Raw genomic sequence first — 12308 nt, 5'->3', positions numbered from 1 at the left:
CGCCCGCGTTCCGACTACCGACTCATCCGAGTCTGACGGGGTCGTCGCTCGCGGCGAGTTCGACGCGAACGTCGTCGCCGACGGCGAACTCGTGTCCGGTGTGAAAGACGAGTTTCGCCCCGAACGCCGAATCCTGCGCGAGAAACAGCGAGAGACCAGTCGCTCGCTCGCCGTTGACCAGCACGTCGAAGGAGTTCCACCGCACGTCGCGGCCGCTGGCGACGCCGACTGGATAGTCGAGAAACGAGAGCGGTGCGTCGACTGTGGCCGTCTCGCCGCCGGTCGACGAGAACACGCCGCCGCCGACGTAGTGCGCCACTCCCCCGTCGAGCACTCGGCCGTCGGCGGTGGCGACGCCCGCGAAGTACGCACCGGAGTCCGGATGCGACGGGGCGTCCAACAGCGCGTACGTCTCGCCGACCTCGACGATGGTCCCCGACCCACCCCACGCGAGCGGCTCGACCGGCACGTCGAGCGTCAGCGGGAGTGACCCGCCCGCGCGGTAGGCGTTCTGATCGACGCGACGGAACCCGAGGTGGACGTGGTTGTCGACCCACTGGCCGAAAAAGCCCGACCGGACCATCTCGCCGAGCGACTCGCCCGCATCGACGCGCTGACCGGGTTCGACCGCCGGGTTGACGTGGAGGATGCGGGCGACGTAGTGGCCCTCGTCGTCTCCGCCGCCGGTCCGTTCTGCGCGGTCGAACCGAACCCCCGGCGAGTTCGCCTCGTCGACGGCGACGAGAATGAGATAGTCCTCCTCGACGGCGTACGGTTTCGGCGGCGCGCGAACCGACTTCGTGTCGAGCACCTCGCCGGAAACCGGCGAGAGACCCTCGTTCGTCTCGGGGTAGAAGTCGACGGCACAGCCGCGGTCGTGCGCCGGGTACGGCGAGTTGTACAGCGAGAAGCGCCGGTAGCGCTCGGCGACGGGCGAAGAGAGCGTGACCGCCATTGGCGAGAGGTAGACGCCCGAGCGCATAGCCCCGTCGAAACTCGGGACCGGAAGCCGAGACGGTTGTGTTAGGTACGCCGAGCCCGCAGGAGACGGTATGCGAGTCGTACACGGGAGAGCGAGCGATCCGGAGGCCGACCGCGACGTGACGGCGACACTGCTCGAAGACGCCGCCGAGACGGGCGTCCCGTCGCTCCGCGTCTGGTCGCCGCACCGTCAACTCGCGTTCGGACGGCGCGACACCCGCGCCGAGGGGTACGACGCCGCCCGCGAGGCGGCCGAGGAGCGCGGCTACCCTGCTGTCGAACGGAGTGTCGGCGGCCGGGCCGTCGCCTACACCGGAACCACGCTCGCGTTCGCGAACGCGAGACCCGTCGAGGATATGCGCCGGGGGTTGGACGACCGCTACGACGACGCCGTGGCGACGGTGGTTCGTGCGCTCGAAACGGTGGGCGTCGACGCCGAACGCGGCGAACCCCCCGAGTCGTTCTGTCCGGGTGCGCACTCCGTGCAGTCGGCGGGGAAGATCGCTGGCGTCGCCCAGCGCGTCCGCAAGGGCGCTGCGCTCGTTTCGGGGTGCGTGCTCGTCGCCGACCACGAGGAGATTGCGCGCGTGCTAGACCCTGTGTACGCGGCGCTGTCGGTACCGTTCGACCCCGACTCGGTCGGCAGCGTCGCCCGCGCCGGCGGTGAGGGAGACGCGGAAGCGGTCGCCCGGGCGCTGGAAGACGCGTTCGTCGGCGACCTGGAGGCGTCTGTCGAGCGCGTCGGAGCCGAGGTCGACTGAAAAACTAGTTATCCCGTCATCGCACCCGTCGGTAGACGCGCAGCAGCACCGAGACGGCCGTCCCGATGCCGGGCACGCGCGACGAGAGCGCGGCCGCGGCGAGGAGCAGAACGCCGCTAACGCGTCGCCCTTTGGCGAACGCGACGATGGCGTCGACGAGCGTCGAGATGATACTGAGCTTGTTCATCGAGTTGACGTTGGTAGTCATTCACGGTGAGAACGACGCGCAAGCTAATAAGCAAGCGCCGAGCGTCGGCGGTGTCTCTCGCGACGAGCGCTCGCGCGGACCGTCACCGTTTACCACTCCGCCCGACGACAGTCGGACGACTCAGACGATGCTTATCACACACGCACGCCTCGCCGACGACCGCGAGGTCGACGTCCGAACCGAGGGCGAAACCATCGCGGCGGTCGAACCGGCAGGGTCGCTCTCGGCCGAGGGCGACGAACGCGAACTCGACGCCGACGGCCGCCTGCTCCTACCCGGTGCGATCGACGCACACGTCCACTTCCGCGAACCCGGCTACTCGCACAAGGAGACGTGGGAGACGGGGTCGAAGAGCGCCGCCGCCGGCGGCGTCACCACCGTCGTCGACCAGCCGAACACGAACCCCCCGACCATCGACGGCGAGGCGTTCGACGAGAAGGCCGAATTAGCCGAAAAATCGCTCGTCGACTACGGCATCAGCGGCGGCGTCACCGAGGAGTGGGACCCCCACTCGCTGTTCGACCGGCCGCTGTTCGCGCTCGGCGAGGTGTTTCTCGCCGACTCCACAGGCGACATGGGTATCGACGCCGACCGCTTCGCGGACGCCGTCGCCCGCGCCGCCGACGCCGGGGTGACCGTGAGCGTCCACGCCGAGGACGCCGAGTTGTTCGATACAGCGGTGAAAGGACAGAATGCTGGTGGCGAGGGCCGCGACGCCGACGCGGACCTGTGGAGCGCGTTTCGGACCGCGGAAGCCGAGGCCGCCGCGGTCGAACGGGCGCTCGACGTGGGTGCGGCGTCGGCCGCGTCGATTCACATCGCCCACACCAGCACGCCCGAGGGCGTGGACGCCGCCAGCGAGGCGGAGGCGACCTGCGAGGTGACGCCGCACCACCTGCTCTTGTCGCGTGACGACCTCGCGGAGTTGGGCACGTACGGCCGGATGAACCCGCCGTTGCGGAGCGAGAAGCGCCGGGAGGCGGTCTACGAGCGCGTCGCCGACGGCACCGTCGACATCGTCGCGACCGACCACGCGCCCCACACCCGCGAGGAGAAGGAGACAGACCTCTGGAACGCACCGAGCGGCGTGCCGGGCGTCGAGACGATGCTGCCACTCCTCTTGAGCGAGGCCCGCGAAGGTCGACTGACGTACGAGCGCGTCCGCGACCTCACCGCCGCGAACCCGGCACGTATCTTCGACTTGCCGCGGAAGGGAGCGGTCGAAGTCGGCAAAGACGCCGACCTCGTGGTCGTCGACCCCGAGGAGTCGAAACCGATTCGCGGCGACGACCTCCACAGCAACTGCGAGTGGACGCCGTTCGAGGGGTTCTCGGGGGTTTTCCCGCAGATGACGACGGTCCGCGGGCGGGTCGTCTACGACCCCGAGAGCGAGACGGGCGCGCTGTCGTCGACGTTCGGCGACGCTTCGGGGACGAACGTCAGGCGGTAGGCCGTTCGGCTGGCGGTCGTCCGGCCGCGAACCGTCCGAAAAATGAGCCGCAACCGTCGAAACCCGAGAACCAACTCGGGACGCGCTTCGCTGACAGTCGGTACGGCGTTATTCCAGAACGCGGCTCAGCAGACCCTGCCCCTCGGGGTTGACGACAACGGAGTCTTCGAGTCGGTCGGCCATCCCCTTCTGGCGCATGTAGCTCGCGAACGCGAGGAACGTCGGCGGCCAGAGGCCGATGAAGATGCCCTGCGTCTTGTTGCCGCGGACGTAGAACTGATACCACGACAGCGCTACCGAGAGCGCCGACGCGATGAGCGCCACGTCGGCGCCCGACTCCTCTGTCTCGGCCATCTGTTGCTTCGAGCCTCGTGACATCTGGCTCTGCGATTGTCCTAATATCGACATTGCACAGGATAGGGCCACGAGCACGCGTATGATTGTTGTGCCTAATTCTCGAATGAAAACTAATAGCAGGAGTTGAGATTCGTCCGGCGAAGTCTGTCGTCCACAGCGAATTCACGCCGCCGCCGAAACGAAGCTTTTTGCTCCCGCTCCGGCACGTTCGCTGGTATGAACGACCATCCGCTGGCGGGCAAGGAGACGGCGTGGGAGGCGGTCGTCGCCGACATGGAGGCGACCGCCGAGGCGTACCGGGAAGACGGCTGGCAGGCGGTCGAACTGCATCCGGGCGACGTGATTCCCCTGAGTGCGAGCGGAGTCGACGGCGGAGCGAATCGAGACGACGGATCCGGAGACGCATGGAGCGGGCTCGACGTCCTCCTCCCGGGCAACGAGTTCTCGTCGGTCGAGGCGACCGTCGAGTCGGCGGCGTTCGACGAGTCGGAGGTGCTCCGAACGCGGGAGGGAAGCGTCGTCCTCGCCGTGCTGGTGATGAGAGCCTCGGCCGAGAAGCAGGCCGTGTTGGTCCCGCTGTACTACGACGTCGGTGAAATCGCGGGCGTCGCCAACGCCGCGCGCACCGCCGGACGACTCGACGTCGCGCTGCGGCCGCTGTCTAACGACCAGCGGGTGCTGTTCTCGCTGGACGACCCCGAGCTCCTGCTGCCGGAGTGAGTGTGAACTGAACGAACGTCTCGCACCCCGAAACGCCCGACAACGCCCGGGAGGAGGCGCGAGAATCCGGCGACGCCTTTCGACGTTCTTTTTATCCGCGACCGTTTCGTACCCCGTATGGCAGATTTCAAAGTCGTCGTCGCCGACCCCGAAGACGGCTCGACGCACCAGTTCGACGTGGACGGACAGGACGCGAACCGATTCCTCGGCCGAGACCTCGGCGACGAGGTCGACGGGAACGCCGTCGGCCTCGACGGCTTCACTCTCGAACTCACGGGTGGCTCCGACAAAGCCGGTCGTCCGATGCGCAAAGACGTCGCCGGGCCGAACCTCAAATCGCTGCTGCTCGAAGGCGGCGTCGGCTACAAACCCTCCCGCGACGGCGAGCGCAAGCGCATCAGCGTCCGCGGCCGCGAGATCAGCGACGAAGTCGTCCAGATCAACGCCAAAGCCGTCGGCGGCGGCAGCGTCACCGAGGCCCTCGGTGGCGACGAGGAAGGCGGCGACGAAGACGACGAGTAATCGTAACCTGATTCCGACCGTTTTTCCGCACCGAATCCAGAGTGACGACCATGCCGGACCGAGTGTCTCACGACAACCCCTCGGTGACGACGCACCGCGCGCGACTCGAACGGAGCGGCGGCACGCGACGACCCTGCCTCCGCCTCCCCGACGAACTCGAAGCCGACGCGGGCGACATCGTCCGACTCGTCCTCGACGGCGACGAGCGACACGCCAAAATCGACGGCGACGCGCAGGGCCTGCTGATTCGCGGCGCGTACGACAATCACCGCCTGGCGCGCACGCCCGGCGAGGGCGAGAACCGACTGGTCGAGTGGGCCGAGGCGAACGGCCGAAAACCGGGCACGAGCGTCGAACTCGACGAAGTCGACCCCGGTTACCTCTACGGGCTCCGGGTGCCGGGGAAACGCGCCGTCTACAGCGTCACGCGGCAGCCGAAGTCGTCGCTGGCGGACATCGCGCGGCAGTTGGACGAGTGAGCGGTCACACGGTCGCTGACGACTCGCAGTCACGCGCTTTTTATCGCTGGCACGCCGACGGGAGTGCATGAGCGACCGAGAGGAGTTTCTGGCGGGCGAGCGCCTCGACGACGTGGCGCTGTTTCTGACCGACGACTACCTCGACGAGCAGGGGAAGCTAGCCAACTACGGCGAGACGGTCGAAGGCGGTGTCGTCCTCGTCGAACCCGGCGACGACGGTCGACGGCTGTTCGCCGCCGGAACCGGGATGAAAGCGATGGAGTTCGCGCAGGGGGCGATGGACACCGAGGGAGCCATCGTCGACGACCTGAGCGGCGGAACGTGTCCGGCCGTTGAGGGTGAAGAAGGGGGCGACGGGGAAGGAAACGAAGCCGAGGACCACCGCGTGAAGTTCGTCTTCGCGTTCGCGGAGGCGAAAAACGAGGAGGTCGGCGGCCTCTACGCCGACGGCGACGTGATTCACGCCTACGCGCAGTGCGAGTGCGGCCAGTCGTACTCGGACCGCTGGGTCGTCGACGAGTAGAGAGGCGACCTACAGTTCGGTTTATAGTTCGGTTTCGACGCCCTCGTCCTCGGATGCGTCCGCTGCTTCGGTTTCTTCGACCGCTTCGGCGACGCGTTCGAAGGCCGCCAGGATAACGCGTTTCGTAGCGTTACCTTGCGTGCTCCAGTGGTTCGCGTAGTCGAGCATGTCGTCGTAGATATCCGGCTTGCAACCGGCAGCACGGGGATGACCGCCGCCGTCGACGTAGGCGGCGACCTCGTGGGCGCGTTCGAAACCCTCCGAACCCCGGATGCTCGCGCTCCCGGCGGGTTTGACAATGACCGCGGCGTCGGCACCCTGCTCGCGGAGCGTCTCGGCGACCTCGTTCTGCGAACAGCGGCCGTAAGTGACGCCGACGGTCCACTCGCCGACGTGCTTGAACTCCGCGCGCGAGACGGCGAGGTCGATGAGTTTCCCTTTCTCGACGCGGCGGTGTTCGACGTACGCCAACGCCTCCTCGGGGAGGTCTGCACCGTACGCGCCGACGACGGCGACGTACTCCTCGTTGTCGACCCAGTAGGCGTAGTCGGCGAGGTCGTCGCTGCGGACGTCCTCGCGGATCCAGAGGTCGTGGTCGCGCGTCACCGCGGCGAGTTCCGCGAACTGCTCGGAGAACTCGTAGTCGAGCGAGCGGAGCGCCACGTCGGTCGTGCACTCCTCGTCGGAGTCGCCGACGACGAGGTCCACTCCCGCATTCCGGACCGCTGCGGCGACCTCGTCGTCCCACTGGTGGTGGTCGAACCAGCGGACGCTGTCGGCGTGGGCGACGAGCGCCTCCAGCGCCTCCTCGACGTACTCGTACCTGTCGGGACAGAGGTCGCAGACGTACGCGTCGATGCCGTCGTCGGCGTACTCGGCGACGCGTTCGAGCGCGTCCTCGACGTTGTGTGGGCTGGCACCGACGAGCGCCACCGGGGAGTCGGGGCCGTCGGCTTCCTCGTCTTCGTCATCCTCGTCGGTGACGGCGGGGCCGTCGTCTTCGAGACGGCTCTCGATATCTTCGAGGAACGGTTCGGGGTCGACCGCCGCGTCGTACAGCTCTCGAATCAGCGCCGCACAGCCGAGTCCGTCGGCATCGAGGTCGGCGACGACGACGGCTTCCGCGCCGTCGGCGGCCTCTTTCACGCGCTCGTCGGCGCGGTCTTCGTCGAGCGAGTCGGGGTAGAAAAAGCCCGTCCCGGGAAGCAGCGATTTCCGAGAGAGGGGGAGTCGGCCGGAGTCGATGAGGTCGTCGTCCATACTGTCCCGAAGTGGGGCGGAGTGAAAACGGCGGTGATTTGGCGAACGGCGTGAGACACAGTTCGAGAATCTCTGATTCTCGGTGGATTGCCGAGTTCACGAGGCAACCCGCGCCGAAAGCAGCCCATCTGACCGTGCCAGACGTGAGATCCGAAGCCGACCCCGACGCAGTCGCCGACTGCTCCCGAGTGAGCCGGGCCGTCGAGAACGGCGGCCCTGTCGGTAAAGCACTCGTTGACACAAGCGGTAGTCTGTCAGTAACTAACGTCAGACAATCCAAACTAAGGAGCGATGTCAGGGAGAGTGCAGGGGACGCAGTCGGGGGGAACGAAAGCGAGTGCGACGATGGGACTACCGGTGTACGCCGTCTCACAGCGGACGCCGTTGGCCGCATTCGACGACGGACTCGACCCGAGCGGGTGCGTCGTCGTTCTGAAGGACGAGCGGCCGCTCGGGGTGCGGAGTCCGGGGGAGCTGCGCCGTGACGAGTCGGACCCGCTGGCCCCCGAGACGGTCGGCGACCTCACGCCGGAGAAACCGCTCGTCGTCGGCGGGGCGACGAGCGTCGAGGCGTGTCTCGAACGGGCGTTGGCCGACGACGAGCGGTTCGTGCTCGTCGTCGACGACGCGGACCGCTTCGCAGGCGTCGTCGGCCGATGGCAGTTGCTCGCGGCGGCAGAGCGGGGCGAGGACGGCGCGCCCGTCGTCGAACTGCTCGTCGACGGCGCGGAGTAGCGAACCGAAAGTCGTCGGCAGTTCGGTGAACAACAGGGAACGCGAACCGGTTCAGACGCTCTCGGTGGTGTCGAGTTGCCGGACCGTCAGCACGGGGACCGGGCAGGTTCGGACGACGCGTTCGGCGACGCTACCGATGAGGAATCGGTTCTCGCCGTGTCGGCCGCGCGTCCCCGTCGCGACCACGTCGGCGTCGTGTTCGCGGGCGTAGTCGCCGATGACCGCCGCGGGGCGACCCTCGCGGACGGCCGTGGTCACGTCGCGGTCCGTCTCCGCGCGGACGGTTTCGAGCGCCTCCTCGCCGCGTTCGTGGAGCGCGTCGCGCATCTCCTCGCGGAGTCGCTCCGGCGACGAGTCGACCTCCCCGCTGTCGACGACGTAGAGCGCGTGCACCTCGGCGTCGAACGTCTCCGCGATGTCGAGTGCGACCGCCACCGCACGGCGAACGCTCTCGGACCCGTCCGTCGCGATGACGATGGTGTCGAACATACCGGCGCGTTCGCCCGGCCCCGGCATAAAACCACGCGCGACCGAAGAGACACCCGGAGTTCGGCCGCGACTGCGACGCCGCGGGGGGAGCGTTTTTGATGCAGGCCCGCAGAGAGAGGGGTATGACGACGCCCTTGGAACTCGACATCGTGCTGGTACCGGTCGACGGCAGCGACGAGTCGACAGTCGCCATCGAGTACGCCATCGGCATCGCCGAACGATACGACGCCGCCGTCCACGCCGTCTACGTGCTCGGCGAGGAGATGGTTCGCGCCATCGAGAGCGACGCCGTCGACGAGGAGGAGGTGGCCGCCGAGACAGAGGCGTTCACCGACAACGTCGCAGAGATGGCCGAGGAGCACGGCGTCGAGGTGACCACCTCCAACGCCTACGGCTTCTCGACGCGCGTGAAGACCCGCCACCCCGGCAGCGTCGTCCTCGACACCGCCGACGAGGTCGACGCCGACTTCATCGTCGTCCCGCGAGAACCCGTCTCCGGCGACCCCGGCGAGGTACTGGAGAAAGCCGCCGAGTACGTGCTGTTGTACGCGAGTCAGCCCGTCCTGTCGGTCTGAGGCGGGGAGCGCGATTCAGACCGCGTCCCGTTCCGCCTCGATTCGCTCGACGTACGCGTCGGTTATCGTCGAGAGAATCGCCTCGCCCGCCTCGGGCGTCGCCTCCCGCGGGTCGCCGAGGACACCGTTTTCGGTTATCGCCCTGAACCCCTCGCTGAGCAGCCGTGAGACCGAGATGTCGCCCTCGCGGCCGAGTTCGAGTCGGTCGGTCCGGACGAGTCCCTCGTCGACGGCCATCACCATCGCCGTCTCCGCCGCACCCGCGTGAATCACCGGCTCCTCGTAGTCGACGCCGGCCTCCCGAAGTCCCTCGTTCATCAGTTCCATCAAGCTGTCGAGCTCCGCGAGCGCGACGACGTTCGCGTCGAGTTCGCGCGCGATCTCGGGTGCGACGGTGTTGACCGGCGCGAAGTTCCCGCCGTGGGTCGGGACGAGCACCAGATGCTCGAAGCCGTGGGCGTCCAGTGACCGACAGTACGACCGAATCAGCTCCATCAGCGTCTCCGGTGGAATCGTAATCGTGCCGGGAAAGTCCATGTGATGGCCCGAACAGCCGGGTCGGATCGTCGGCGCGGCGACGGCGTCGCCCAACTCCTCGGCGAGACGCCGCGAGAGTTCGTCGCCCGCGAGGGTGTCCATGACGAGCGGCAGATGCGGTCCGTGCTGTTCGACGGAGCCGACGGCGATGATCGCGGTTCGCGTTCCCTCGTCGAGCGCCGTCTCTACCTCCGTCCACGTCAAGTTCTCCAGCAACACGGTCTGCGTGTGAGACATACACAGAGTGGTAGACGGTGACGTGCTTAGTGGTACGCTTCTCGGAAGAACGCGCTCGGACGAGTCGGCGGGCGTCTGCGAAAGTCGAGCCCACACCGGGGAAACCGGTCAGTTCAGCCGGAGCGCCATCTCCAACTCGAAGCTCTCGGCGTTGCTCGTCTCGAAGCCGATCTTCTTGTAGAGCGCGACGGCCGCGCGGTTCCACCGCTCGACGGTGAGCCACACCTTCTCGACATCGCTGGCCTGTCCGTGTCCGAGCAGCGCCTCGATGAGGTGCGTGCCGATCCCCGCGCGCTGGTACGTCTGGAGGACGAAGATGGCGAGTTCGTAGGCGTCTTCGTCGGGGACGAGCGTCGCGTGTCCAGCCGCCTCGTCGCCGCACCAGGCGACGACGTTCAGACAGTCCGAGCCGAGGATCGTGTCGAGCCACGACCGAATGCGCTCCTCGCGACCCGGTGGGATGCCCTGCGCGCGGTCGGCGGGGTCGAACTCGGCGTACATCTCGACGAGACGTTCGTACTCGTCGCCGGCGGGGTCGTAGGCGCGAACCTCGATGGAGCGGCCCTCGCGGTCCTCGAACTCGATGGGCGGCGCGTCGAACGGTCCCGCCGGTTCGTCCGGGTAGAGACGTTCTCTCGTCATCGCACTAGCTTCACCGTCTTGTGGGAGTTCAGGAGCACGAACTCGGCGATGCTTCCGATGCTAATCTTGCCCATCGGACTGCGCTGGCCGCCGCCGAGAACGACCTGGTCGAAGCCGCCGCTCTCGGCGAGGTCGACGAGGCTGCTCCCGGGGTCGCCCTCGACGTGCTGGATTTCGGCGTCGATAGCGGCGTCGTCGAGTCGTTCCCGAACGCGTATCTCGATCTCCTTCGGCGTCGCGTCGGAGTCCGGGTTGTCGACGATGGCGACGGTGAGGTCGTCGTCGGCCGCGACCGCCCGCTCGACCGTCCGTTCGAGCGCGTGATACGAGTCCTCGCTCCCGCCGATTCCGAGTAAGACCTTCATATGCGAGGCAGTCGTAGGCGGGGGCCAAAACAGTTGCCGCCGAATCCGGCCTCCTCGGGGTCGCTCGTCCGCGCGGGCGTCCGCTTCTCGGCCCCGCTCGGTCGACGCCGACAACCCTTTTGTACCCGGTTCACAAGGGCGGAGTATGGCAGACGACCCCGCGACGCCCCCGGAGTCGCCGGAACGAGAGACGACCAACGGCGCGCGCGACGAGGCAGTCGGTGCCGAGGAGCGCACGGCCGAATCGGCGGAATCGGCGGAATCGGCGGAATCGACAGCGTCGGCGACGACGGAGCGAACAGCGCCCGAGGAAGCGACGAACGGCGAGGACGACGGCCGAGTCGACGCCGAGGGAGGCGACGCCAGCGAGTCGGACGACGCCGACACCCCCACCGGAGACGCCGAAACCGAGGACGTCCCCGAGGACGTGCAGAAGTACGCCCGCTTCAAGAAGATGGACGGCGCGCAGTACGACCGCGTCAACGGGTTCCTCCGCGACCGGACGTACATCACCGCCCGCGAGTGGGCCATCGCCCGCCTCTGTGCGGACTTCCGGACCGAGACGGGCGTCGAGATGACGAAAATCGGCGAGAACCTCCCTCGTCTCGTGCCCTTCATGACCGACACCTACACCCCGCAGGCGGTCAACCAGGCCCGCTCATCCTTCGAGGGGAAGGTGAAGAAGTCGGGCGCGACGTTCCTCTACGGCGCGATGAGCGGCTTCTTCACCGCCGAAGAACTCGACGAAACGATGTACGAGGTGACCGAAATCGCGAAGTTCCTCCTGGAAGTCGAAGGCGTCGACCTGGCCGTCGCCGAGGAACTCGACGCCGAGGAGCGGATCTCGAGCGTCATGCGCGAGGTCCGCCAGTCGAGCGCGCAGTTGCGCGCCGAGGAAGTGGAGTGTCCCGAGTGCGGCCACGTCCACGAACCGAAACAGGAGTAGTCGTCCGACCGCCGGCGTCCGAAGTCGCCGTCAGCAGGTCGCGGCGACCGTCTCGTACGTTTCCCCGTCGTACTCGACGATTCGCGGCGCGCTCCACGTGTCGGGCAGCGACTCCATCGAGAGCGTCCCGTTCTCGCGGGCGCGGTCGAACTCGGCCCGTCGGTCCGCGGAGAGATTCTCGTACGCCAGCGTCCGGTCGGCCTCCGCGGCCCGGTGCTCGTCGGCGACTTCGACGTGCAGTAGGTACGGACAGTCGGTGTAGGCGGTCGTCGAACGGTCGTCGGTGGTCGGGGTCGGCGACGTCGTCGCCGGCGATTCGGTCGGGGATTCCGTCGCGGTCGTCTGGGGGGAGTCGTCCGCCGACGGGACGCCGGTGCAGCCGGCGACGAGGAGGCCGAAGACGACGAACGGGAGGGCGTATCGACGCATAGGGAAAGAAACGACCCGTCCGGCAAGTGCTTTCCGTGCGGGAGTCGGGTCGGGCGGCCGACGTCGAGTCGGCCCACAGTACTTCATGGCTG

18 protein-coding genes are annotated in these 12308 nt (G+C 67.7%); 9 read left to right on the top strand and 9 right to left on the bottom strand.

From position 1 onward, the window contains the following. Positions 1-22 precede the first annotated feature (22 nt). The gene (locus tag LAQ74_RS16080) at positions 23-955 is read right to left on the bottom strand and encodes a DUF8155 domain-containing protein (RefSeq protein WP_224333572.1); all 933 of its coding nucleotides are present in this window, start codon (positions 953-955) and stop codon (positions 23-25) included. Positions 956-1052: 97 nt separating this feature from the next. Here LAQ74_RS16080 and LAQ74_RS16075 point away from each other — a divergent pair, with 97 nt between their 5' ends. Further along, entirely contained in the window at positions 1053-1742 is a 690-nt protein-coding gene (locus LAQ74_RS16075; RefSeq protein ID WP_224333571.1) for a lipoate--protein ligase family protein, read from the top strand. 16 nt (positions 1743-1758) lie between these two features. On the opposite strand, the gene LAQ74_RS16070 is transcribed toward LAQ74_RS16075, so the two are convergent. Beyond that, positions 1759-1950: a hypothetical protein gene (locus tag LAQ74_RS16070; RefSeq protein WP_224333570.1), complete on the bottom strand. Its 192-nt coding sequence runs from the start codon at positions 1948-1950 to the stop codon at positions 1759-1761. Positions 1951-2077: 127 nt separating this feature from the next. Between LAQ74_RS16070 and LAQ74_RS16065 the strand changes: the two genes are divergently transcribed. Continuing rightward, positions 2078-3400, top strand: coding sequence for a dihydroorotase (locus LAQ74_RS16065; RefSeq protein WP_224333569.1), 1323 nt, complete (start codon positions 2078-2080; stop codon positions 3398-3400). Positions 3401-3508: 108 nt separating this feature from the next. Here the strand turns inward: LAQ74_RS16065 and LAQ74_RS16060 are convergent, their stop codons facing one another. Then, positions 3509-3778 carry a hypothetical protein gene (locus LAQ74_RS16060; RefSeq protein WP_224333568.1) on the bottom strand — a complete coding sequence of 90 codons (270 nt, stop codon included), beginning with the start codon at positions 3776-3778 and terminating at the stop codon, positions 3509-3511. A 195-nt stretch (positions 3779-3973) separates the two neighbouring features. On the opposite strand from LAQ74_RS16060, the gene LAQ74_RS16055 reads away from it, so the two are divergent. The 4 genes from LAQ74_RS16055 to LAQ74_RS16040 all read left to right on the top strand — a co-directional run bounded on the left by LAQ74_RS16055 (position 3974) and on the right by LAQ74_RS16040 (position 6001). Beyond that, positions 3974-4477, top strand: coding sequence for a DUF7529 family protein (locus tag LAQ74_RS16055; RefSeq protein ID WP_224333567.1), 504 nt, complete (start codon positions 3974-3976; stop codon positions 4475-4477). A gap of 117 nt (positions 4478-4594) precedes the next feature. Beyond that, on the top strand, positions 4595-4999 hold the full coding sequence (locus LAQ74_RS16050) for a 30S ribosomal protein S6e (RefSeq protein WP_224333566.1): 405 nt from the start codon (positions 4595-4597) through the stop codon (positions 4997-4999). 50 nt (positions 5000-5049) lie between these two features. Continuing rightward, positions 5050-5478, top strand: coding sequence for a DUF7112 family protein (locus LAQ74_RS16045; protein ID WP_224333565.1), 429 nt, complete (start codon positions 5050-5052; stop codon positions 5476-5478). Positions 5479-5545: 67 nt separating this feature from the next. Beyond that, the gene (locus LAQ74_RS16040; RefSeq protein ID WP_224333564.1) at positions 5546-6001 is read left to right on the top strand and encodes a DUF5807 family protein; all 456 of its coding nucleotides are present in this window, start codon (positions 5546-5548) and stop codon (positions 5999-6001) included. Positions 6002-6022: 21 nt separating this feature from the next. Here LAQ74_RS16040 and LAQ74_RS16035 read toward each other — a convergent pair whose 3' ends face one another. Then, complete coding sequence (locus tag LAQ74_RS16035) at positions 6023-7261, bottom strand: DHH family phosphoesterase (RefSeq protein ID WP_224333563.1); 1239 nt, start codon at positions 7259-7261, stop codon at positions 6023-6025. A 291-nt stretch (positions 7262-7552) separates the two neighbouring features. Here LAQ74_RS16035 and LAQ74_RS16030 point away from each other — a divergent pair, with 291 nt between their 5' ends. Further along, on the top strand, positions 7553-7996 hold the full coding sequence (locus LAQ74_RS16030) for a CBS domain-containing protein (protein ID WP_224333562.1): 444 nt from the start codon (positions 7553-7555) through the stop codon (positions 7994-7996). Positions 7997-8047: 51 nt separating this feature from the next. Here LAQ74_RS16030 and LAQ74_RS16025 read toward each other — a convergent pair whose 3' ends face one another. Then, positions 8048-8485: a universal stress protein gene (locus tag LAQ74_RS16025; RefSeq protein WP_224333561.1), complete on the bottom strand. Its 438-nt coding sequence runs from the start codon at positions 8483-8485 to the stop codon at positions 8048-8050. A 122-nt stretch (positions 8486-8607) separates the two neighbouring features. Between LAQ74_RS16025 and LAQ74_RS16020 the strand changes: the two genes are divergently transcribed. Further along, positions 8608-9060, top strand: coding sequence for a universal stress protein (locus LAQ74_RS16020; protein ID WP_224333560.1), 453 nt, complete (start codon positions 8608-8610; stop codon positions 9058-9060). Positions 9061-9075: 15 nt separating this feature from the next. Here the strand turns inward: LAQ74_RS16020 and LAQ74_RS16015 are convergent, their stop codons facing one another. From LAQ74_RS16015 to LAQ74_RS16005, 3 genes are all read right to left on the bottom strand, one after another. Then, on the bottom strand, positions 9076-9834 hold the full coding sequence (locus LAQ74_RS16015; RefSeq protein ID WP_224333559.1) for a creatininase family protein: 759 nt from the start codon (positions 9832-9834) through the stop codon (positions 9076-9078). 108 nt (positions 9835-9942) lie between these two features. Continuing rightward, positions 9943-10476, bottom strand: a complete 534-nt coding sequence (locus LAQ74_RS16010) for a GNAT family N-acetyltransferase (protein ID WP_224333558.1) — start codon at positions 10474-10476, stop codon at positions 9943-9945. Further along, positions 10473-10841 (bottom strand): universal stress protein, encoded by a 369-nt coding sequence (locus tag LAQ74_RS16005; protein ID WP_224333557.1) that lies wholly within the window; start codon positions 10839-10841, stop codon positions 10473-10475. The genes LAQ74_RS16010 and LAQ74_RS16005 overlap by 4 nt, the downstream gene beginning before the upstream one ends. 145 nt (positions 10842-10986) lie before the next feature. Here LAQ74_RS16005 and LAQ74_RS16000 point away from each other — a divergent pair, with 145 nt between their 5' ends. Next, complete coding sequence (locus tag LAQ74_RS16000; RefSeq protein WP_224333556.1) at positions 10987-11787, top strand: DUF5806 family protein; 801 nt, start codon at positions 10987-10989, stop codon at positions 11785-11787. A 30-nt stretch (positions 11788-11817) separates the two neighbouring features. Here LAQ74_RS16000 and LAQ74_RS15995 read toward each other — a convergent pair whose 3' ends face one another. Beyond that, positions 11818-12216 carry a DUF7979 domain-containing protein gene (locus LAQ74_RS15995; protein ID WP_224333555.1) on the bottom strand — a complete coding sequence of 133 codons (399 nt, stop codon included), beginning with the start codon at positions 12214-12216 and terminating at the stop codon, positions 11818-11820. Positions 12217-12308 lie beyond the last annotated feature (92 nt).

The organism is Haloprofundus halobius (genome assembly GCF_020097835.1).
In the GTDB taxonomy this organism is placed as follows: Archaea; Halobacteriota; Halobacteria; order Halobacteriales; family Haloferacaceae; genus Haloprofundus; species Haloprofundus halobius.
This window is presented reverse-complemented; position numbering and strand designations above follow the sequence as displayed.